The organism is Pseudomonas sp. LBUM1664, assembly GCF_059695895.1.
Genome location: NZ_CP166791.1, coordinates 6336727 through 6359708 on the forward strand (window position 1 = coordinate 6336727; position 22982 = coordinate 6359708).

Here is a 22982-nt window from a genome sequence, read left to right on the forward strand (position 1 = left end):
GCGAGGGAACAAGCTCCCTCGCCACATTCTGTGTTCGGCGGGTTGTTAGCTTAACTGGCCGACATCCGGGCCCTTCGCTTGCGACGACTGATCAACGCCAGCACCCCAGCCGTCACCAGTACCAAGCCGCCGATTTGCAACCAACCCTTGTAGGGCCGAAGCGTCGAGCGCAGGGGCTCCAGGGCCTGGGTGACGTAGCGTTTGTCGGCCTTGTTGAATTCCGGAGAAGGGCACTGATGGCCAAAGTCTCCGGCCCAATCCACGTATGGCCCTTCCTTGACGTACCGCTGATACAACGCGCTTTGCTCTTTAAGGCTCGAGTTGTAGCCGACCGCGTTGCACAACACCGCCGCAAACGCCTGGCTGGTGTGAGGCAGATGATCGGCCGCCTGGCTCGCCAGCGCGGTGGCGACAAAACGATAGTGATAACGCACGTCCGGTTGCGCGGCGCTAGCCTGCTGGCGTTGCACCTCGCCTTCGGCCACCAGCGGCCCGACCTTCAGTTCAACGGGTTCCAGGCTATAGCTGCCACCTAAGGTGGCGTAATCCGGCGCCATCTCATAGCCGAGCAGTTCCATGCCCCATTTACGCGCTAGCAAGGACGCATTGAAATACGCCTCGGCCCGCCGGGTTGGCCACCACTTGGACTCCGCATCCTGGCGCAACTGTCCATAGGACCGGGCCTTGTCCTGTAGATCAGCGTTGTCGAAATAAGCCGGTGCCTCGTCGTAGCGCCCTTCGCGCAGCAAGCGACGACCCAACAGATTGCGCAGGCTCGCGGCCACCGGCAGTTGCACGTAATTATCGCGATCCTGTTGGCTCAATGGCGGCGGGGCCGGGACTTGAGCGTCGACGTACTGTTTCAGCTCATCCAGCGTCAGCACCCGTTCGGCGACCGTGGCGGCGTCGTACCAATAGTTGCTCTGGCCGCGATAAAGCTGATTGAAGGCTTGCAGGTAATCTCCCCGTTGCAAGGCCAGGATCGCGCTTTCCCCCTCGACCCGACACTTGGGCTGCACCGACTCGTAGTCCCAATCCGGAGTACGTCGTTGGCCCCAGGACTCATCCTTCGGAAAAGCCTGGGCCGCTTTGGCATACGCCGCAGCCGCGGCGACCTTGTCACCGTCGCGCAGCGCCAGTTTGGCTCGCACCCACCAGGCCAATCCGCTGTCGCCGGCCTTTTCCACAAGAGCCTTGGCGCTGGCGTAATCGCCGTGCTGATAGCTCACAGCCGCCAGGCGGTCGGCATTGTCCAGGTTGACCTGAGCATTGGCTTGCAACAGTTCGAAAAGTCTCTTCTCGCCCGACGGTTCCTCACCGTCCCACCAACCGACACGGCTGAGCAAATACGAGGTCACCAAGCGCTGCACCGCTTTGGCTTTGAGCAATTGGCTCAAGCGCTCATCCGGCTGGGCGCTCAAGTCGCCGGCCAGTTGCAACAACGAGCTGTAACCGACCTGGGAACCTTGCAGAGACTGGCTCGCATACAGTTCGATGGCACTGCCCCAGTCGTCAGCGGTGTAGGCCACCCGGGCTTCTTCGCCGAGGCTGGCGACACCCAGTTCCAGCGGGTCGCTGAAGCCGGCAACGCTCAGCTCGCGAGCCTGGCGGAACGCTTCTCTGGCCTGGTCCTGCAACACTGCGGGGTCGTCGCTGCCCGCCTCGGTGCTCAGGTTAAATAATGCCCGCCCCAGGGAGTACGCGGCCCAGGTGCTGCGCAACCGGCGCTCGTCAGCCGGCAATGCCAGCAACTGCTGGAAGGACTCCACGGCCCGTTGATGCTCGCCGGCGTTAAAGGCCGCGGCGCCGACCGCGTACAGGCGCAGTTCGGCAGGCAGGTTTGCAGCTTCGGTGGCGACCTGCTCGACATCGGTCAGCGCCCGCAGACGTTCCACCACCGCTTGCTGCGGCGGGGTCAGGCCGATTTGTTCGGCCGTTTTGCGTTGTTCAACGTAGGAAGCCATATCGTCATAGCTGTAATCCGGGTTGCGCGTCGCATCGGTGGCCAGCTTCAGCCCGGCAATCGCGTGACCGAGGCGACTGATCTCGAAGCGAAAGCTGCCCTCGGGCAATTCGGCCAGTGACTGGGCACGGTTATCCAGCAGGCGCATGGGGAAATCCGGTCCGCAAGCCAGCGCCTGGCCCAGCGGCAAGCTGAGGCTCAGACACAACAGACGACGAGGCCACTTACGGGTAAACATTGAAACCTCCTTGGTCAATTTTTGTACAGCGCGCCCAGCCGACGGCCCGCTGAGCGCCAGCGGCCAAGCGGCCCTCCTGAATGCGGGTGAAGGTAAGCAGTCCGGGGGTTTGTTGCAACGTATAACCCGCCAAGGCATCGACCCCGTCACAGGCGCCGACCGCCAGCGTCAGGCGCTGGGGCCAGGGGCTGTCGAGATTGCCCTGATTCACCAGGCGGATATCGTACAGACCACCCTGCTCTTGCACATGCAACGCCAGGCGACTGTCCAGCCTGTCTCCTCGCGCCACCGCAGCGAGGGTGGTCAGGCTCCAGGCGCGCCGGTCACCCACCAACGGCAGGCGAAACCAGATCAGCCCGACCAGATGTTTCGGCGGTTTGGCACGCAGGTCTGCCGCCAGCCCGGCCACCTGTTGCGGATCGGCCAGCAGCTCCCGACGCTCGCCGCCTCGATCAATCGGCACTTCGCTTTCAACCACCGGCACCCCGCTCTCCTGCGTCAGCAGCGCTACGCCGTAGGCCGGCAGGGCCAGGTAGAACGGTCGCTGGGTGACGCCGCCCCAGCGTTCGGCCCAAAGCCTGGCCTGTTTCGGATCGAACAGCCCCAGTCGCGGATCGCTCACCGCATGGACCTGCAACACGCTGCTGTCCACCGTCGCCAACAGTCCTGGCAACGCGGGGCTGTCGAGCCACGCGGGCAATGCCGTGATGCTTAACCCCAGCGTGGCCGGCAAGGTCTGCCGCAGCTGGGTCAGAAACGTCCCATAAGCCGGCAATCGTGCGTTACCCGCGTCATGGTCGATCTCCACCCCCACCGGGTTCAGGCCTTGTGCTTGCCAGTCGCTCAGCAGTTGTTGGATCTGCGCGATCACATCGTCCTGGGCCAGGGATTTGAGCTGACCGTCCAGGCGAATCACAGCGATCAGCGGCCGACCGTCAGCCTTGAGCGAGGCCGGATCGATCCGCGCACGGCTCCAGCCGGCCCCGGGAAAAGCCTGCAACGCCAGCACCCGCAGAGTGGAAAAATCATCACGGCTCTGGCGCAGCGCCGGTTCGTGGGCCGGTGTCCACTGGCGTTGCCAGATATAAAGTTGTTGATCGAGGGGCTGGGCCGGGGGCTGCTCGCAACCGCTCAACAGCAACGCGGCGAGGGCCAGCGATAGCCGGAAAAGAAAAGTCATGAAACCTCACCACCCAAAAGGCTGGCAGATTACCGCCTCCTGGGCCGAACCGAAAACTGTGGCGAGTGTGCTATGAAACGGCACCAGGCTTACGCGCAATAATCACCTGACTCTTGGCCACCACAGCGTCCAGCGCCTGTTTGATCTGTGCGCCTCGTGGCGAATCCAGCACCGCTTGCCAGGTGTCGGCCCAATGGTTGAGCATCGGGTGGTCGGCGTTGCTGAAATCGACCTTGGCCTCCCAGAACAACATCATCCACATCGACCAGTAGAAACCGTACTGGCTGTGGCTCAACACCTCCAATCCGGCCTCGCTGACCATCGCCTTGAACTGCGCTTCGCTGATGATGCGAATGTGGTTGGGCTTCTGGAAATACTCCGGCGCGGCGATGTCTTTTTGCAGGTCTTCGGAGCTGGGGTGCGGCACGCTCAACAGGTACAACGCGCCGGGCCGACCGACCCGCACCAGCTCAGCGAGAAACTGCGCCGGGTCGTCGACGTGCTCAATGACTTCGGTGGACACCACGCGGGTAGCCGTGGCGTCGGCAATGGGCAGCGGGTTGCAGTCGGTCACGTGGCATTCGATGTCCCGCGCCGGCGTGTCGCTCAAGCGCTGGCGTGTGGCCTCGACCTTGGCCGCATCGATATCGGCAATGATGATCTTCGCCCCGCGCATACCGCAAAAATGCACGTTACCGCCGTCGCCGCAGCCAACGTCCAGCAGCGTGTCTTCAGGCCTCACCTGAAAACCGGTAAACAGCTCGTCTGTCTCCTGGTTGAACCAGCCGCTGAGCTTCGCATCGTAAAGCCCGAGCATGTACGGGTCGACCCTGGCGGCCACCGGCTCGACGGGCGCAGGCGCAGGGGTGCCCGCGGTGAGTTTCTTCAAAAGGCTCAGCATGAAGGGGCTCCAGAGACGGGAAGGACGGTTCGGGCGGCGGACAGGCGTGCAACCAGTTGAGCACCACGATTGCGCATGGGCATTTCCACCCACCGGTAATTGAGCTCACTCAACAGCCCGATCAGCAATAAGGCACAGGTCAGGACCAGCCACGGATGGCTCGCCACGTCCTGCGACCCCAACGGGGCGAAACGAAACCACAGCTCGCGCAGCAGGAAAAACACCGGGATGTGGATCAGGTAGATCCCGTAGGAACGACTGCCGAGCCAGGTCAGCGCCGTTTTCAGCCGGCTGCGAGGCAACAGATAATCCCGATCATAGGAGGCAACCCAGACCAGCAGCGCACTGCATACCGCGATGACCCCGAAGCGATAGAACGAAAAATTGAAGTGCTCGGTCGCAATCCAGGCCATCACGCTCCCCGCTGCTACCATCAGCAACACGCCCAGCCCGGGCCAGCGCAACCACTTGGGTTCGAACCGCCAGTAACCGGGGCGCAGGCTCCAGATCGACAGCAACACGCCGAGGGCCAGGGCATCGGTACGGATGACCGACAGCCACAGCGCCCGCCAGGTGAAAAACTGCACCAGCACCACCGCCAGCAACACCCAAACCAGATACCGGCGCGAGACGAACACCAGCAGCGGCAGAATCAAATAGAACTGCTCTTCCAGCGAAAGCGTCCAGTACACGAAGCTCGCCCCGTATTCATAACGCATGAACGCATCGGCAAAGCGCAGGTTGGCAAACTGCAGAAACCCGGCCAGGGTCGCTTGCAGGTTGGCTTGCACGCTACCGAACGCGCCGGAACGGTTCAGGAAAAACACCGCAAACAGCACCAGCGCCAACCAGAGCCAGGCCGACGGCAACAGGCGAAACGCCCGACGAATCCAGAATTCCCGGGTAACGGCCCAGAATTGCCGTGGGCTGTCGCAGCGGCGCAATTGCGGGATCAGGCTGCGCCCGATGACAAATCCCGATATGGCAAAAAACAGGTCCACGCCCCACCACAGCTGAAAGCTGTCGGCCGTGGCCGCCAGGCGCGGCCATCCGCCCGGGAACGGCATGCTTTGTATGTGATGGAACAGCACGCCCATCACCGCAACGGCGCGCAGCAATTCGATGTCCATGATTCGCTTGCTGCTCATGATGGGCTCCCGGACAAAGGATCGGGTTTGCGGGCAATGATGACCTGGCTCTTGGGCATGAATCGGTCGAGTATCTGTTTGATCGCCAAGCCATCGGGTTGCGCCAGCAAGTCTTGCCAGACACTCGCCCAGCGCTCCATCAGCGCTGGGAACGGCGCCTGGATACGGTCGCGCACGGCGCCATCGAGGTGCCGTCCGGCCGCCTGCTCACTGGCCCAGAAGAAAATCATGCCCATGACCCAGAAAAATCCGCTGGCCTGGCGATGCTCGATCACCAGCCCGGCGTCCTCCACCAATGCGGCAAATCGTTCGGCACTGAAAATCTGCACATGGTTGGGTGATTGAAAGTAGCCCGCCGGCGCGATGCCTTGCTGCAAATGCTCGCCCACCGGCGCCGGTACGCTGAGCAAATACTGGGCTCCTGGCCGGCCCATGCGCACCAATTCAGCCATGAATGGCTCTGGTTCGTGGATATGCTCGAGCACCTCCATGCAGACGATTTTGTTCGCGCAGCCAGCGGCCAGGGGCAACGGCAGGCTGTTGCTGACCAGGCCCAGAAACGGCGCGGCGGTCTGGGCCTCGACCTGGCGGGCCAGGTCGCGCACCTTGTCGTGCTGGCTGTCGGTAAAAATCACCGACGCGCCCTGGCGCACCGCAAACAGCGTCGCCACGCCCTCCCCGCACCCCACGTCCAGCAAGGTGTCGTCGGCCCCGATGGCAAAACCTTTGAGCAACTCGCCAGTTTCATTGCGAAACCAGCCATCGAGTAACGCGTCGTGTAGGCCGGCATCACGGGGTGAAACAGCGCCCGTCGAGGGCTGTGCGGGTTCGACCGGTGGCCTGAGCCAGGCAAGCATTCGCTGGATCATGGCTGCTGGGCGCTCCGGCGCCGCTCAGCTACCTGTTCGAAAAACGCCCGTAGACGCTGCTCGGCATTGGCTTGGCTGCAGAACGCCTCCAGGCTGCGCACGGCATGGGCGGACATGCGGCGATAACGCTCGGGGTCGTTTTTGGCCACGTCATAACTGGCGCGATAGGCCGAGCACAGCGAGTCCCAATCGGTGACGTAGCGCAGGGTACGGAACGCCGCACGCGGGTCGTGGGGCCAGGCGGTCAACTCTTCGGTGGAATCGACCACGAAGGCATTGTCGTGATCGATGTAATCGGCCATCGCCGTGTTCAACGGGGCAATCGCCGGACGACCGCAAGACATGAACTCCATCAACGGCAAGCACTGCCCTTCACCGTAGGAACTGTTCACCACGTACCGGGTAGCTTCCACCAGCCGCTCGTAGTCCGCGTCCGCGAGGTAACCGTGAATCAGCACGATGCGACAACGGTACGATTGGTTCTTGTAGACGTGGTGCAGCATGTCGTTGAGCGCGTCGGTGACGTCGTGGTGGGTCAGCTTGAGCACCAGGGTTGCGTCGGGAACATCGCGGAACGTGGTGCAAAAGGCGCTGATCATGTCCTTCCAGTTCTTACGCCCGTCGTAGGGGTTGAACACCGAGGTATAGATCACGCCGTCCAGCAGCAACTCGCAATCCTGGGCCGGGCCGTCAAGGACCAGCGGAGTACCGGCCCGATGCGCCAGCGGGCCGTAGGGCCGCAGGTCAGTGGTGCGGCTGTCGATCAACAGGCCACGCAATTGCAGGCACATGTGATCGACCGTCGGCCTTTGCGCCAGCACCGCGCCGCGGGCCGCAAAGCGGTCCCATACCGGCGCCGCGATGGCGACGATGGGGAAATCCGCCCCCATCACGTCACGTACGGCTTTGACCGTGAAGTTGGAATGGGTAATCGCCATGCCGGTTGCGCCGAGGACCACCCGCCAATCGTGCCGGGGTTCACCCTGCCAGCTTTCGGTGGGGATAGTGCTGAACTCCCAGGCAAACACTGGAATCGTCGGGCAGGCGTAGTGGCCAGCGGTGCGATGCGGCGGTGAAAACGACAGAAACAGGCAGTCTTCGCCGCGCTCCAGACAATCGGCATACAGCTGATCGACCTCTTCGTCCGGCCGGGTCACTTCAATGACCTGCCCCAGCCGCTCCAGCACCGGGCGGAATTCCTTGAGTACAAAGTAGTAGCTGTACTCGGGCTTGCCGAGGTTCTCCAGAATGTTGCTCTGGTTGGTTTCCGAATAAATGATGATCAGCATGATGCGCCACCCGCCTGAACCGTGAGCGGCAGCCTTTCGTCGCAGCCCGGCGCGAGGAAATCCGCCAGGCGTTGCTGCACCGGGGCGAAACCGCAATAACCGCGCATGCGCTCGCTGGCAGCAAAGGCCATGGCCTGGTAGGCCTGCGGCTGGTGCCGGGCCATGGCGTAGCTCTGCTGGTAGGCGAGCTTCAACGAACCCCAGTCGGGCCGATGGCGCAGGGTGCGATAAAGAATGCGCGAGTCTTCCGGCCAGATGGTGGGCTCATGGCTGGACTGGACGATAAAAGCCACCTCGGCGTCGATGTAGTCACGCATCGCCGTGTGGTCTGGTGCAATCGCCGGACGCCCGCAGGACATGAACTCCATCAGCGGCAGGCACAGCCCTTCACAACGGGAAGCATTGACGTAGAAGCTCGCCGCGCCATACAACCGGGCGAATTGTTCGTCCTCCAGAAAACCGTGCATCACCACCACCCGGCAACTGAACGGCGACAGCTGGGACAACAGCGTGAGCAACTCGACGTAGTAGGTCGACAGGTCGTTCTGGGTCATTTTCAACACCAGCGTGGCGTCCTCGACGTCCCGCAGGGCCCAACAAAATGCCGTGATCAAGTGATGCCAGTTCTTGCGACCGTCATCAGGGTTGAACACGCTGACATACACCACCCCACTGACTTCGGTTTCTACGATCTGGCTGGTATCCGGCAGAACCGCCTGGGGGTGTTCCGGTGGCGCGGGTTCTGGCGGTGGCTCGATCACCACCGGCTCCGGCGGCGCTGTCGGCCCCCTCAGAACCCTGCTCACCGAAACGCGCACCGGCACCGGCACCAGGTCGCGAGCCGCTTCGCGGTACCAGCACAACAGATTGTGCTTGATCAGCCAGAGCGACCCCTGCTCGGCCTCACCGGTGAAGGCGCGCAGGAGTTCACGCAGGTAATGGCGGGAGATGAATGCGCGACGCCGCCAAGTCAGGGGCGGCGGCTCAATGACCGGCTCAGGGGCTTGGGGAGGCTCGGGCACCGCCACTGGCTCTTCTTCAATGAGCGGCGCGATCAAGCCATCGGCCGACAGCCCGAGGGGGCGGCTGTCGATGATGCAGCCCTTGATCTGCAAGATCGTGCCCGGGTTGACGGGCGTACTCGGGTATTGCTCCCGAACCGCCGCGAAGCGCTCCCACAGGGGGGTAGGCAAGACCAGCACCGGGAAATCTTCGCCCAAGGTACGGCGAATCGCCTGCGCCGTATGGCTGGACAGGGTAATCACCCGGCCATGGCTGGCCAGCGTCCGGCTCCAGTCATGGCGCAGGTCATCATCCCAGTGCTCGGCCGGGATCGAGTCGAATTCCCAGGCCACCACGCAGACCATCGGACACAGCAGATCAACGGGCGTCTTGTGCGGAGGTGAGAACGAGAGAAACAGGCACTCCTGCCCGGCCTGTTGGAGTGTTTGATAAAGCGGATCAACCTCGGCAACCGACGACACCACATGCACCCGGCCCAGGCTTTCGAGCACGGGCCGATAGGCCTTGAGCACGAAGTAATAGCTGTACTCCGGGCGACCGAGGCTCTGGCTGATGGAGGAATCGTTTACATCCGAGTACAGAATGAAGTTCATGGCGCCCCAGCATGGAGCCACCATCCCGGCAGCCCCACTTCACGACGGTCGATTCACGAATCGAACCGGCCTTGGCCGCGCTCGTCGATCGTCTTCTTACCCGTCTCGTTCTTGTTTTTTTGTGGCCCCCTTGCCCGCGTTTCGACTCGAAAATCAGAACCGGGGGGCATCGTGACGAGGGGCATTCTAAACACATCCGCCAAGGGTTCGTGAACCGCCCGGCGAGAATAAACCGGCTGAAAATATGAGAACTGACCAGTCACGGTTTGCCCTGTTGAAATTGCATCGAAATTGGCACAAATTGGCAATCAAACAAATACAACAATCGCTTCTCTGGGCTGATCGTTGCGTGGTGCTTTCCCCGGCCTTACGGAAATTTCCCACTCGATCCGCAATAGACGAAGCCTTCATCAAAGGGGCTGGAGCTTGAAAAAACGTCTGTTCGTCACGGGCCTCGGCGGTTTCGTGGGACGTCACATCAAATCTCGCCTGGATACCCCCGATTCAGCGTGGCGAGTGATGCCTGTTGCCGCTCGCTATGATCTGACGGACAACAAGACCCTCGAAGGCCTCTGGCCCGAAATTCCCGATGCCGTGATCCATCTGGCGGGCCAGACGTTTGTCCCCGAAGCCTTTCGCGATCCGGCCCGCACCCTGCAAATCAACCTGCTTGGCACTTTGAATCTTCTCCAGGCCCTCAAGGCCCGGGGGTTCACCGGAACGTTTCTGTACGTCAGCTCCGGTGATGTCTACGGCCAGGTCAGTGAACACCAGCTGCCCATTACCGAACTGCAACCTCCCGCCCCGCGCAACCCTTATGCCGTGAGCAAGCTTTCGGCCGAACTGCTGAGCCTGCAATGGGGCATGAGCGAAGGTTGGCCGGTACTTGTGGCCCGGCCTTTCAATCACATCGGCACCGGGCAGAAGGACAGCTTCGTCATCGCCAGCGCCGCCCGGCAAATCAGCCGTATCAAGCAGGGCCTGCAACCGGCCCAGCTGCAAGTGGGCGACATTGACGTGACCCGCGATTTCCTCGATGTCGGCGATGTGATCTCGGCCTACCTGGCCTTGCTGGACAAAGGCATCCCAGGGCAGACCTACAACATCAGCTCGGGCCGCGAGCAAAGCATTCGCGGCCTGATTGAACAACTGGCCGACATCGCCCAGGTCGATGTGCAACTGGTCCAGGACCCTGCGCGTCTTCGCCGCGCAGAACAGCGTCGCGTCTGTGGTAGCCCTGCCAAGCTCCAACAGGCCACCGGATGGACGCCAGAAACAACAACACAACAATCCTTGCGGGCGATCCTGTCCGACTGGGAGATACGGGTACAAGAAGAATGAAAAGTGCATTGATCACTGGGATCACCGGCCAGGACGGCGCGTATCTGGCCAAATTGCTGCTCGACAAGGGTTACAGAGTCCATGGCCTGGTGGCGCGACGAAGCAGCGACTCGCGCTGGCGGCTGCGCGAGACGGGCATCGAGCAAGACATCATTTACCTGGACGGCGACATGGCCGACGCCTGCTCGGTGCAACGGGCGGTGATCAAGTCAGCCCCGGACGAGGTGTACAACCTGGCCGCGCAAAGTTTCGTCGCTGCCTCGTGGGACCAGCCGGTGACCACTGGCATCGTCGACGGGCTGGGGGTCACGCACCTGCTCGAAGCCATTCGCCAGTTCAGCCCACACACCCGTTTCTACCAGGCGTCCACTAGCGAAATGTTCGGCCTGATCCAGGCCGAGCAACAGGACGAACACACGCCGTTTTACCCGCGCAGCCCCTACGGCGTGGCAAAACTGTACGGCCACTGGATCACCGTCAACTACCGTGAAAGCTTCGGCCTGCATGCCAGCAGCGGCATCCTGTTCAACCACGAATCGCCCCTGCGCGGCATCGAGTTCGTGACCCGCAAGGTCACCGACGCCGCGGCGCGCATCAAGCAGGGCAAGCAACAAGAGCTGCGCCTGGGCAATATCGACGCCAAGCGTGACTGGGGCTTTGCTGGTGATTACGTCGAGGCCATGTGGTTGATGTTGCAACAGGACAAACCCGACGATTACGTGGTGGCCACCGGCATCACCACCACCGTGCGCGAGATGTGCAGAATTGCCTTCGAACATGTCGACCTGGACTACCGTGACTTCGTGAAGATCGACCCGGCGTTTTTCCGCCCGGCCGAAGTCGAAGTCTTGCTTGGCAACCCAGCCAAAGCGCAAAGAGTACTGGGCTGGAAGCCCAGGACCGACCTCGATACCCTGATCCGCATGATGATGGACGCGGACATGAAACGCGTCGCCAAGGAGTAGGCCATGCTCATTCCCGTGATTCTCTCCGGCGGTGCCGGGACCAGGTTGTGGCCGGTGTCCCGCGAGGGCCATCCCAAACCGTTCATGATTTTGCCTGACGGCCAGTCACTGCTGGGCAAGACCTACCGACGCGCCGCCGGATTGTTCGACGGCCGGGGCGACATCGTCACGGTCACCAATCGCGAGTACTACTTCCAGAGCCGCGACCACTACCAAAGCGCCCACCTGGAACGCTTTCGCGGCCACTTCGTACTGGAACCAACCGGCCGCAACACCGCGCCCGCCATTGCTGCGGCTACCCTCGCGGTGCAGGCCCTGCACGGTGACGAGGCTATTTTGGTGGTGATGCCCGCCGACCACCTGATCCAGGACGAGGCCGCCTTCAAGGCTTCAGTGGAGCATGCGACGCAGCTGGCCAAAAGCGGCCACCTGGTGACCTTCGGCGTACTGCCCACGACACCGCAAACCGGTTTCGGCTATATCGAACGGGGCAATCCCCTGGATACCAAGGGTGCGGCCAAGGTCGTACGTTTCGTCGAAAAACCCGACTTGCAAACCGCCACGCATTATCTGGAAAGCGGCCGGTTCCTGTGGAATTCGGGCATGTTCTGCTTTTCAGTCAAAACCCTGCTGGCGGAGCTGCAAACCCACGCACCTGAGCTTTTGGAACAGGCGCGTGCCTGCATGACGGCCAGCGCGGCCGTGGAAACCTCAGGCTGTGTGCAGCAGGAATTGTCCGCGACGCATTTCGCCGAAATGCCGGACATTTCCATCGACTATGCCCTGATGGAACGCTCCGCCAACGTCGTGGTGATCCCCGCCGCATTCGACTGGAGCGATATCGGTTCCTGGAGCGCCATCGCCGGCCTGGTGCCCGCCGACGCCCAGAACAACCGCGCCACGGGCGAAGCCTTGTTCATTGATAGCCAGAACAACTTCGTCCAGAGCGAAGGCCGCTTGGTGGCCGCCCTGGGCGTGGACAACCTGATCATCATCGACACCGCCGACGCCGTGCTGGTGGCCCACGCCGACCGCGCCCAGGACGTCCGGCGCGTGGCCCGGCAACTCAAGGACAAGGAGCACGAAGCCTATCGCCTGCACCGCACGGTCAGCCGGCCATGGGGCAGTTACACCGTGCTGGAAGAGGGCCCGCGTTTCAAGATCAAGCGCATCGTGGTCAAGCCTGGCGCGTCGCTGTCGCTGCAAATGCACCATCACCGCAACGAACATTGGGTGGTGGTCGAGGGCATGGCCAAGGTCACCAACAACGGCTCGGGCTCGCACCTGGTGGCCAAGAACGAGTCGACCTTTATCCCTGCCGGCCACAAGCATCGCCTGGAAAACCCCGGTGTCATCGACCTGGTGATCATCGAAGTCCAGAGCGGCGAATACCTGGGAGAAGATGACATCGTTCGCTTCGAGGATCACTACGGCAGGGCCGTATGATGCTGCTGACTTTTCAACGCGCACTGTGGAGCTACCGCGGCTTCGTGCTGGGCAGCGTCAAGCGCGAGTTCCAGGCGCGGTATCGCAACTCGTTGTTCGGCGCCCTGTGGACCGTGCTCAATCCGCTGTCGATGATCATCGTCTACACGGTGATTTTTTCCCACATCATGCGCGCTCGCCTACCCGGGGTAGACGACGGCATGGCCTACAGCGTTTACCTCTGCGCCGGGCTGCTGACCTGGGGGTTGTTCGCTGAAATCACCACCCGCAGCCAGGGCATGTTCCTGGAAAACGCCAATCTGCTGAAGAAGATCAGCTTCCCCAGGATCTGCCTGCCGGTGATCGTGCTGTTCAACGCCGGGATCAACTTCGCGATCATCCTCGGGCTGTTTCTCGGTTTCCTGTTGATCACCGGGCGCTGGCCGGGCATGGCTTTGCTGGCCTTGGTGCCGTTGCTGGTCCTGCAGGTGATGTTCGCGGCCGGGCTGGGTATGTTGCTGGGGATTCTCAATGTGTTTTTCCGCGATGTCGGGCAGTTGTTCGGCATCTGCCTGCAATTCTGGTTCTGGCTCACGCCGATCGTTTACCCAATGACGATCCTTCCGCCGACGATCCAGCAACTGCTTGCCCTGAACCCCATGACAGCCCTGATGCAGAGCTACCAGAACCTGTTTCTCTACAACCAGTGGCCGGTCTGGAGTTCCCTGACCCCGCTGCTGGTCATCGCTCTGCTGTTGTGCGTCACAGGCTTGCGGATGTTTCGCCGGCGCGGCGGTGAAATGGTGGACGAACTCTGATGGGACATCTACGCGTCACTGGCCTGGGCAAGGCTTACAAGCAGTACCCGAACCGCTGGAGCCGGCTGTTCGAATGGCTGATACCCTTTTCCCGCCAGCGTCATCAGCTGCACTGGGTCCTGCAGGGTGTCGATTTCGAGATCCAGCCGGGGGAAGCCGTCGGCATCGTCGGAGTCAACGGCGCCGGTAAAAGCACGTTGCTCAAGATGATCACCGGCACCACCCAACCCACCTGTGGCCACATTCAACTGCACGGCCGCGTCGCCGCGTTGCTGGAATTGGGCATGGGCTTTCACCCGGACTTCACGGGCCGCCAGAACGCCTTCATGGCCGGTCAGTTACTGGGCATGCAGGTGGAGGAAATCGAAGCATTGATGCCCGAGATCGAAGGGTTTGCCGAAATCGGCGAGGCCATCGACCAACCGGTGCGTACCTATTCCAGCGGCATGCAGATGCGCCTGGCCTTCAGCGTCGCCACGGCGCGACGCCCGGATATCCTGATCGTCGACGAAGCCCTGTCGGTGGGCGATGCCTACTTCCAGCACAAGAGCTTCGAACGCATCCGCAGCTTTCGCAAGGCCGGTACCACGTTGCTGATCGTGTCCCACGACCGTTCGGCGATCCAGTCGATCTGCGACACCGCCATCCTGCTGGAAAACGGGCGCATGGCCATGCGCGGCAAACCCGAAGAAGTGATGGATTACTACAATGCGATGCTGGCCCAGCGCGAGGGCCAGGTGGTGCGCCAGGAAATGCTTGCCAACGGTCAGGTGCGCACCATTTCCGGCACCGGCGAGGCCGGTATTCTCGATGTACAACTGCTCAACAGCCAGGGGCAGCCGGTGGAAGTGGCCGAAATCGGCCAGCCCATGGTGTTGCAGGTCCGGGTTGAAATCCGCCAGGACATCGAGCGATTGGTGCTGGGTTTCCTGATCAAGGATCGCCTCGGCCAGCCCATGTACGGCATCAACACCCATCGCCAGGACAAAGCCGTGACCGACCTCAAGGCCGGCGAACAGGTCACCTTCCGCTTCAGTTTCGACATGCGCCTGGGCAAGGGCAATTACTCCGTCGCGTTGAGTCTGTCGCGGCTGGATTCGCACCTGGACCGCAATTTCGAATGGCGCGATTATGGGCTGGTGTTTCACGTCATCAACAATCGTCAGGAGGATTTCGTCGGTTGTTCGTGGCTCCAGGCCCGAACCAGTATTCAGCGCTCGAGCCAACCCGCCGTCCAAGCGTTGCCGCAAAAGGAGTTGCCATGACCCGCCTGCTGGTGGAGTGCACTTATGTGTACGAACACCCGAATGCCAATTCCGGGATTCAGCGGGTGGTGCGCAACGTCATCCGCGAACTGCCAGCCAAGGACCGAGAACGCGAATGCATTCCTGTGGTGATCCTGCAAGGCAAGCTGTACGAGGTCAAAAGCCTCGCGCCGCTGCCCACAAAGGGCTTGGACCTGGTCAGCCTGCGAGTGCGGCTGGAGCAATTCGCCAACCTGTTCTGGCTCAGGCACCGGACCCTCGAGCGGCGGCGCCCCTTCAGCCAGTCGCTGTGGGCTCGCCGCGTTTTATACGTGGGCTGCCGGCTGTTCGCCCTGGGTTGCCTGAGCATCCCGATTCGAGTGCTCGATCGCCTCCTCAAACGTAAGCCCGTGCCGGCGCGCAGCGTGCCGCTGGAGCATCGGGCCGGCGATCAACTGGTGCTGCTGGACTCTTCCTGGCACGCCGATTTCTTTCCCTTGGCCGAACAGCTCAAGCGCGATGGCGTCGGGATCGTTTCGGTGATCTACGACCTGATTCCCCTGACCCATCCGCAATTCTGCGACGCCGGGCTGGTCAAGGTGTTCAACCATTGGTTCGACTGGATTGCCCGCACCGCCGACGGCTACATCGCCATCTCCAGCACCATCCGCGACCAGGTTCGCCAGGAGATGGTACGGCGCATTGGCGAGCAGCAGGTGCAGGCGCGCTGGTTCGACTATTTTCACCTGGGCAGCGAGCTGGATCTGATTGACGCCACCAGCGCCGTCGACCGGGATTTGCTGCGACTGTTCAAGCAACCCGAGCCGGTGTTCCTGATGGTCAGCACCATCGAACCGCGCAAAAACCACGCTTACCTGCTGGATGCGTTCGAACGCGCCTGGGCCGCCGGCTCACGGGCGAGGTTATGCATCGTCGGGAAAGTCGGCTGGAAATGCGAGGCCCTGATCGAACGCATCCGGCGTCATCCCCAACTCAACACCCGCCTGTTCATGTTCAACGACCTTTGCGACCAGAGCCTGGAACACGCCTACCAGCATTCCACTGCCCTGGTGTTCCCGTCCTACGTGGAAGGTTTCGGTCTGCCTCTGGTCGAAGCCATGCAGCGCGGCTTGCCGGCGATGGGCAGCGACATCGAAGTGTTTCGGGAAATCGGCGGTGAATTCATGGCCTATTTCGATCTCAACGACCCTCAAAGTCTGGCGGACCTGGTCGCTGGCATGGAACACACCGGGGCCTTCCCGGCCAATCGCAACCTCGATCAATGGCAATGGCTGAGCTGGCGCCAGGCCAGTGAGCAACTGGTAGAGCGAATCGAGCAGCACCTCGGCGAAGTGGCCCTGGGCAGGGAAACAGCATGCGGATAGCCCTCAACGCCCGCATCCTCCAGGCCCCTCGTACCGGCATCGGCCATTACGTGGCGGAACTGGTCAACGCCCTGGCCCGGGAGCCGGACGTGCACTTGTCCTTGTTCCACGGCTGGGGCTGGAGCTCGCAGCTACCGCAAGCGGCCACGCCTGGTTATTCGCGGCTTACGCCCTTTCTTCGGCAGGTTCCGGGGGCGTATCGGGCGCGGCGCTGGCTGGAACAGAAACGCTTCGATCAGGGCCGCTCCCAGGCCATCGACCTGTACCACGAACCCAGCCTGTGGCCGCTGGCCTTCGAGGGGCCGACGGTGATGACCCTGCATGACCTGACCCACCTGCGTTACCCCGAGACGCAACCGCCGGCACGACTCAAAGAAATCGAGCGACGGTTGTCCCGAGCGGTGGAACAGGCACAACTGATTCTGACCGACTCGCAGTTCATCGCCGATGAAGCCCGGCAGCATTTCGGCCTGCCAGCCGAGCGCCTGAGAGTCGCTCCGTTAGGCGTCGCGGCGCGATTCCACCCACGCGACCCCAAGGCTATCGACGGCGTTCTCAAGGCCCATGGCCTGGAGGCGGGACAATATTTTCTGTGTGTCGGCACCCTGGAGCCACGCAAGAACCTGTCGCTGGCCCTGCGCGCCCATGCAGGGCTGCCCGAGTCCGTGCGTCAGGCCTTTCCTTTGTTCATCGTAGGCATGAGCGGATGGCAGCGTGCACAGCTCAATGACGAGTTGAAAAGCGCTCTGGCCGGCGGCCATGTCTGTCTGGCGGGTTACCTGCCTGACGAACAGGTTGCCCAGTTGTTGGCGGGCGCGCGGGCGTTGATCTTCCCGTCGCTCTACGAAGGTTTCGGCCTGCCGGTGCTCGAAGCCATGGCCAGCGGTACACCGGTGATCACCACCCGCTGCTCGGCGATGCCGGAAGTGGCCGGGCCCGCCGGTGACTATTGCGAGCCCGACGACCCACAAGGCATGCGCGATGCCATGAGCCGCTTGATGGAAGATCACCTGCATTGGCAGACGTGTCGAGAAGCGGGATTGCAACAAGCGGCGCTTTTTTCCTGGGAACGGTGCGCGAAGGTGACCGCCCACGCGTATCGCCAGGTTTTGGGAGGTTGAATGCGAGTCCTGCACTTTTACAAAACCTATTTGCCTGAGTCCATGGGCGGCATCGAACAGGTCATTTTCCAACTGTGCGACAGCAGCGACCGATTGGGCATCGACAACACCGTGCTGACCCTCAGCGAGCATCCGGCCCCAGGTCCGATCAAGATCCGACAGCATGACGTTCATCAGGCCCGGATGGACTTCCAACTGGCTTCTACCGGGTTTTCCTACAGTGTGTTCAAGAAATTTCGCGAGCTGGCCGCCGAAGCAGACGTGATCAACTACCACTTCCCCTGGCCGTTCATGGACCTGGTGCACTTTTTCAGCGCCGTGAAAAAACCCTACGTGGTCACCTACCATTCGGACATCGTTCGCCAGCGGCACCTGTTGAAGTTGTATCAGCCTCTGATGCGGCGCTTTCTGAAGGGCGCCGATCGCATCGTCGCGGCATCGCCAAACTATGTTCATACCAGCGATGTGCTCAAGCAATACCCCGATAAAACCCGGGTCATCACATACGGCCTGAACAAAAGCAGTTATCCACAGCCCGACGCCGAACGCATGGCGCAATGGAAGGCGAAACTGGGCGAGCGTTTCTTTCTGTTCGTGGGCGTGATGCGTTACTACAAAGGCTTGCACATTCTGCTCGACGCCCTCAAAGGCGTGGATTATCCCGTGGTCATCGTCGGGGCCGGCCCGCTGGAAAAAGAACTGCACGCTCAGGCCACGGCACTGGGCCTGCGCAACCTGCACTTCCTCGGACGCCTGGGGGATGAAGACAAGGTGGCATTGCTGGAGTTGAGCTACGCCATCGTGTTCCCCTCGCACCTGCGCTCCGAAGCCTTTGGTATTTCCCTGCTCGAAGGCGCGATGTACGGCAAACCGATGATCTCCAGCGAAATCGGCACGGGCACCAGCTACATCAATATCCACAACGAAACCGGCCTCGTGGTGCCACCGAGCAACCCCGAGGCTTTCCGGGAAGCGATGCGCACCCTGTGGGACAACCCGACCCAGGCCAAAGAAATGGGCGTCCGGGCCGAAGCCCGCTACCGACAGTTGTTCACCTCCGAAGAGATGGGCCGCAAGTGGGTGCAACTGTATGAGGAGTTGCTGGAGGAAAAGGCGCTTTCCTACGCATAACACCAGGCGCACTGCCCGGATACTGGGCAAGAATCATGACACTGAAACAACGCTATCCATTGTGGCGAGGGAGCAAGCTCCCTCGCCACAAAGACACTCGGCTTTTTCTCAGGCGTTTTTTTGTAATCCGACAACCGTACGCGGCATGCCCACGAACCCCGGCAAGGCTTCGATCCGCGCCAGCCAGGCACGCACATGGGCGTAGTCCTCCAGCGACACATTGCCCTCCGGTGCATGGGCGATGTAGCTATAGCCGGCGATATCGGCAATCGTCGCAGCGTCGCCCACCAGATAAGCGCTGTTGCTCAAGTGCTGATCAATGACTTTGAGCAAATCATGGGAACGGGCGATCACGTCCTCGGCGTTGTATGGCGCGCCGAACACCGTGATCAGCCGCGCCGTGGCCGGTCCCGCATGGAGCGGCCCAGCCGCCACCGACAACCAGCGCTGCACCTGGGCAGCGCCGACCGGGTCCGTTGGCAGCCAGCGACCCTGGCCATATTTTTGCGCCAGGTACACCAGGATGGCGTTGGAGTCGGCCAGCACCACGCCGTCATCGTCAATGACCGGTACTTGACCAAACGCATTGAGCGCCAGGAAGTCCGCCTGCTTGTGCGCGCCCTTGGCCAGGTCGATAAAAACCACCTCGACAGGCAACTCGAGCAGCGAAAGCATCAGTTGAACGCGATGCGCATGGCCAGAAAGCGGGAAGTGATAAAGCTTGATGGGGTTCATGGTCGACTCCGCTGAAAGTGACGCCATCAGCAGAACGGCGTCGATGGGGTCATCTTCCGCTCAAGCTTAAAGCTACAGAATCACCCAAAAGCGCAATCCATTATTTCAGTAAATGAAACACTGCTTCAGCCCTTCAAGGCCGGATGTTCCCGCAAGGCGCGGACAGTGAAATCGACAAAACTGCGGACTCGCGCCGGCGCTTTGCGCCCGCCCTGGTACACCACATGGATCGGCAGAGGCGGCAGTTCGAAATCGGCCAGAACGATTTCCAGTTCACCGGCCGCGACGTTGCCCGCCATTTGATAAGACAGAACCCGCGTCAGCCCCAATCCTTGGCAGGCTGCGGTGATTGCGGCCTGGTTGGCGGTCACCACCAATCGAGGCGTGGGCCGGACCGTCAGCGGTTGCCCTGCGTCGGCGAAGGTCCAGTTCTTGATCTGGCCGATGGACGAGGACGTCACCACAGGCATTCGCTCCAGATCCTGCGGGTGTTGGGGCCGGCCATGGCGAGCCAAAAAATCGGGGGAGCCGCACACCACCTGCCGCACTTCACCGACGCGCACGGCGTGCTGGTTGCTGTCCGGCAACTCGCCTATGCGCACGGCAACGTCTACGCCCTCCTCGACCATGCTGACGACGCGATCCAGCAGCAAGGCGTTGATGCTGACGTCAGCAAACAGCTGCAGATAATCGACCAGCACCGGCGTGACGAACAACTGGCCGAACAACACCGGCGCAGTAATCGTCAGTTGTCCACGGGGCTGGGCGTGACTGCCAGCCGCTGAATCCTCGGCTTCCTGCAAATCGGTGAGGATGCGGCGACAGTCCTCAAGAAAGCGCTGGCCTGCTTCGCTCAGGTACACGTTGCGCGTGGTGCGTATCAGCAAGGGCGTACCGATGCGTTGCTCCAACGCCGCCACGGCGCGCGTGATGCTGGCCGCTGACAGGCCCAGACGCCGCGCGGCCGCTGAAAAACCCGACTCCTGGGCAACGACGACAAAAACCTGCATTTCCTGAAACCTGTCCATCCATCCCCCCGATGAGAAATCCTGATACAAGTTTTCTGCCCGCCTCAAAACAGCGCCGCACGGCCATTGTAGAGGCCCGCGCAAGTGAACCACAGCGTAGTGCAGGACATTGGTCCGGCCATGGGCGGTAACGCTTGGTACCATCGCGTTTATCGTCATGACAATTTGATGACCAGAAGAAAGACCCTTGTGGGTTATGTGTGTTGCTCAATGGATTGACTTCAACCGAAAGGCCTGCTTTTTGTGAACGTTTACCGCGGTTTAACCCACCCCCTCGCTGCCCTTATCGCCCTGGTCGGATGCGTAGTAGTCGTCCCGATGGGCCTGCGCCTGGCGCTCGGCTGGTCCGATCCGCTGGGCTATCTTTCGGACCTGGGTATTGGCGGGTTGCTGATCGCGCTGCTTTACCGTCGTCCCTGGTGGCTGGCATTACCCGTGTTGCTGGCCTGGAGTGCACTGACACTGGCCAGCATCGAGCTGGTCAGCGCCGTCGGGCGGATGCCCAACCCATCGGACGTGCATTACCTGACCGACCCGCAATTCGTCGAAAACTCCACCAGCGGTGGCTTCGCCCATCCCTGGCTGGCCACAATCCTGTTGGCGGGGCTGGCGTTCTGGCTGATTGTGCAATGGGCCGGCCGTCCTCACCTGGCGCCCCGCTTGCCACGCCACGCCTGGGCATTGCCCGTGTTGCTCTTGCTGGCCCACGGCGCGGTGCAATCCTGGCGGCCCAGTGAGGCGCACCAGTGGAGCGTGTTCAACCTGCCTCATCAACTCGTCACAGCGGGTGTCGCCGCCGGGCAGGATCGCGCCCAGCAATGGCTTGAAGGCGATACCGCGGTTCAGGTCCCGCCGATGGAGGGCCTTACCCGGCTGGACCTCGATGGGCAAAAACTGCTGGCCGCGCCAGGCCGCGCACGCAACGTCTTGGTCATCGCCCTGGAAGGCATTCCCGGCGCCTACGTGGGCGCCAACCGCCAGGCGTTGAAAAGCAGCTATCAGGAAAACCTGATGCCGCACCTCAGTGCCTGGGCTGAGCGCGGCATGAACACGCCCGATTACGTCCTGCACAGCCATCAGACTATCCGCGGCCTGTACGCCATGTTGTGTGGCGATTACGACAAACTCGACGACGGCACGCCCAAGGGCGTCGGAATGCTGAACCAGCCCCATCGCAACCAAGCCTGCCTACCGGCCCAATTGCGCCAGAACGGCTTCTCCACCCATTTCCTGCAGGGCGCGGGCCTGCGGTTCATGGCCAAGGACCGGATCATGCCGCACATCGGCTTCGACACAACCCTGGGCATGGAATGGTTCACCAAACCCGCCTACCTGGAATTCCCTTGGGGCAAGGACGACAAGACCTTCTTCGAAGGCGCGCTGGACTATGTCGGGCAACTGCAACAGGCAGACAAGCCCTGGATGCTCACCCTGCTGACCGTCGGCACGCACCAGCCCTACTCCGCACCGGATGAATACCTGCAACGCTACGACACCGCCAAGCAGGCGGCGGTGGGTTACCTGGACGACGCCCTGGACAGTTTCCTGACGGGCCTGGAACGCCAGGGCATTCTGAAAAACACCCTGGTGGTCATCACCTCGGACGAGTCCCATGGCATCGACGATGTACGCCTGGCGTCGTCCTGGGGGTTCAACCTGACGCTGGCGCCGGAGCCATTGCCCCGGATCAAGTCCGGGGTCTATGGCCATGTGGACCTGAGCGCCTCGATCCTCGATTACTTCAGTTTCCCGGTGCCCACGTCGTTGTCTGGCCGCTCCCTGTTCAGGGACTACACAACGGGCCGGGAAATCATGTCGTTCACCAACGGCAAGCTGCGCTATCACGACGGCAAGGGGACTTTTACCGAGTGCGATTTCCTGCAGCATTGCCGCTATTACACCAGCGCAGGCTTCATCGCTGACCGCGCCACCTACGGCGGGCAATACAGCGGCCAGCGAGCCAGGCTGATCAGCGCGCGGGCCACGGCCCTGGACCAGACCCTGCTACGCACGCCCCTGAACCAGCATTATCAGTTTGGCAGCGCCGATAAAATCCCGCTGCCGGCCCAGGTCACCAACGACTGGACCGACAACCTGATCGGCGCCCAGTACCTGGAAATGCCCAAGGGTTCACAGACCCGCGTCAGCCTGACCATTCGCGCCGTGGATGCGGACCATGCGGCCTATATTTCCCTCAAGGCCAAAGAGTTCGAGCAGGATGTAGCAATGGACCTGCCGACAGACGTGGCGGTGACATCCGAGCAGCCGCTGGTGATGAACATCCGTTTCGATAACCCGCAAACACGCAAGGCGTTTTCCTTCCATTTGCTCGGTCATGGGGTGGGCGCCATCGAGATCAGCGACTTCAGCGTCGTGACCGAACTGCCGGACCAGATGGACCAGCCGGAGTACCTGGACGATATGCAGGACGACAGCGAGGCTCAGTCCAGCTAAGCCCGCGCCAACGAAAACATGCAGTCGTTGAACACGGCTGCACGTTTTAGGGTTAAGCACCATGTTTGATCAATATTTAACCAATCGCATGATCTCGAACGCATGTAGCGCCGCACCTGACCACCAGCCTT

18 protein-coding genes are annotated in these 22982 nt (G+C 61.7%); 9 read left to right on the forward strand and 9 right to left on the reverse strand.

Annotated features, from left to right (window positions below; translation table 11 throughout):
• Positions 1–50: 50 nt before the first annotated feature.
• The 7 genes from ACA047_RS29340 to ACA047_RS29370 all read right to left on the reverse strand — a co-directional run bounded on the left by ACA047_RS29340 (position 51) and on the right by ACA047_RS29370 (position 9204).
• The gene (locus ACA047_RS29340) at positions 51–2201 is read right to left on the reverse strand and encodes a hypothetical protein (protein WP_497355454.1); all 2151 of its coding nucleotides are present in this window, start codon (positions 2199–2201) and stop codon (positions 51–53) included.
• Positions 2188–3381, reverse strand: a complete 1194-nt coding sequence (locus tag ACA047_RS29345) for a DUF3142 domain-containing protein (RefSeq protein ID WP_497355456.1) — start codon at positions 3379–3381, stop codon at positions 2188–2190. The genes ACA047_RS29340 and ACA047_RS29345 overlap by 14 nt, the downstream gene beginning before the upstream one ends.
• Positions 3382–3451: 70 nt before the next feature.
• Complete coding sequence (locus ACA047_RS29350) at positions 3452–4282, reverse strand: class I SAM-dependent methyltransferase (protein ID WP_497355458.1); 831 nt, start codon at positions 4280–4282, stop codon at positions 3452–3454.
• Positions 4276–5430, reverse strand: coding sequence for an acyltransferase family protein (locus tag ACA047_RS29355; RefSeq protein WP_497355460.1), 1155 nt, complete (start codon positions 5428–5430; stop codon positions 4276–4278). The genes ACA047_RS29350 and ACA047_RS29355 overlap by 7 nt, the downstream gene beginning before the upstream one ends.
• On the reverse strand, positions 5427–6287 hold the full coding sequence (locus tag ACA047_RS29360; protein ID WP_497360584.1) for a class I SAM-dependent methyltransferase: 861 nt from the start codon (positions 6285–6287) through the stop codon (positions 5427–5429). The genes ACA047_RS29355 and ACA047_RS29360 overlap by 4 nt, the downstream gene beginning before the upstream one ends.
• Positions 6288–6295: 8 nt before the next feature.
• The gene (locus tag ACA047_RS29365; RefSeq protein ID WP_497355462.1) at positions 6296–7588 is read right to left on the reverse strand and encodes a glycosyltransferase; all 1293 of its coding nucleotides are present in this window, start codon (positions 7586–7588) and stop codon (positions 6296–6298) included.
• Positions 7582–9204, reverse strand: a complete 1623-nt coding sequence (locus ACA047_RS29370) for a glycosyltransferase (protein ID WP_497355464.1) — start codon at positions 9202–9204, stop codon at positions 7582–7584. Before ACA047_RS29370 ends, ACA047_RS29365 begins: the two co-directional genes overlap by 7 nt.
• Positions 9205–9630: 426 nt before the next feature.
• Between ACA047_RS29370 and ACA047_RS29375 the strand changes: the two genes are divergently transcribed.
• The 8 genes from ACA047_RS29375 to ACA047_RS29410 are packed head-to-tail and all read left to right on the forward strand — an operon-like array spanning position 9631 to position 18634.
• Positions 9631–10545, forward strand: coding sequence for a GDP-mannose 4,6-dehydratase (locus tag ACA047_RS29375; RefSeq protein ID WP_497355466.1), 915 nt, complete (start codon positions 9631–9633; stop codon positions 10543–10545).
• Positions 10542–11510, forward strand: coding sequence for a GDP-mannose 4,6-dehydratase (gmd, locus tag ACA047_RS29380; protein ID WP_497355468.1), 969 nt, complete (start codon positions 10542–10544; stop codon positions 11508–11510). Before ACA047_RS29375 ends, gmd begins: the two co-directional genes overlap by 4 nt.
• 3 nt (positions 11511–11513) lie before the next feature.
• On the forward strand, positions 11514–12956 hold the full coding sequence (locus ACA047_RS29385; protein ID WP_497355470.1) for a mannose-1-phosphate guanylyltransferase/mannose-6-phosphate isomerase: 1443 nt from the start codon (positions 11514–11516) through the stop codon (positions 12954–12956).
• Positions 12956–13753, forward strand: a complete 798-nt coding sequence (locus ACA047_RS29390; protein WP_497360586.1) for an ABC transporter permease — start codon at positions 12956–12958, stop codon at positions 13751–13753. The genes ACA047_RS29385 and ACA047_RS29390 overlap by 1 nt, the downstream gene beginning before the upstream one ends.
• Positions 13753–15018, forward strand: a complete 1266-nt coding sequence (locus ACA047_RS29395; RefSeq protein WP_497355472.1) for an ABC transporter ATP-binding protein — start codon at positions 13753–13755, stop codon at positions 15016–15018. Before ACA047_RS29390 ends, ACA047_RS29395 begins: the two co-directional genes overlap by 1 nt.
• Positions 15015–16382, forward strand: coding sequence for a glycosyltransferase family 4 protein (locus tag ACA047_RS29400; RefSeq protein ID WP_497355474.1), 1368 nt, complete (start codon positions 15015–15017; stop codon positions 16380–16382). The genes ACA047_RS29395 and ACA047_RS29400 overlap by 4 nt, the downstream gene beginning before the upstream one ends.
• Positions 16373–17503 carry a glycosyltransferase family 4 protein gene (locus ACA047_RS29405; protein ID WP_497355476.1) on the forward strand — a complete coding sequence of 377 codons (1131 nt, stop codon included), beginning with the start codon at positions 16373–16375 and terminating at the stop codon, positions 17501–17503. The genes ACA047_RS29400 and ACA047_RS29405 overlap by 10 nt, the downstream gene beginning before the upstream one ends.
• Entirely contained in the window at positions 17504–18634 is a 1131-nt protein-coding gene (locus ACA047_RS29410; RefSeq protein ID WP_497355478.1) for a glycosyltransferase family 4 protein, read from the forward strand.
• Positions 18635–18742: 108 nt separating this feature from the next.
• On the opposite strand, the gene ACA047_RS29415 is transcribed toward ACA047_RS29410, so the two are convergent.
• Both ACA047_RS29415 and ACA047_RS29420 read right to left on the reverse strand, forming a co-directional pair.
• A complete protein-coding gene (locus tag ACA047_RS29415; protein WP_497355480.1) occupies positions 18743–19369 on the reverse strand; it encodes a glutathione S-transferase family protein in 627 nt (208 codons plus the stop codon).
• A 125-nt stretch (positions 19370–19494) separates the two neighbouring features.
• Positions 19495–20397, reverse strand: a complete 903-nt coding sequence (locus ACA047_RS29420) for a LysR family transcriptional regulator (protein WP_497355482.1) — start codon at positions 20395–20397, stop codon at positions 19495–19497.
• Positions 20398–20640: 243 nt separating this feature from the next.
• On the opposite strand from ACA047_RS29420, the gene ACA047_RS29425 reads away from it, so the two are divergent.
• Positions 20641–22851 carry an LTA synthase family protein gene (locus ACA047_RS29425; RefSeq protein ID WP_497355484.1) on the forward strand — a complete coding sequence of 737 codons (2211 nt, stop codon included), beginning with the start codon at positions 20641–20643 and terminating at the stop codon, positions 22849–22851.
• Positions 22852–22982 lie beyond the last annotated feature (131 nt).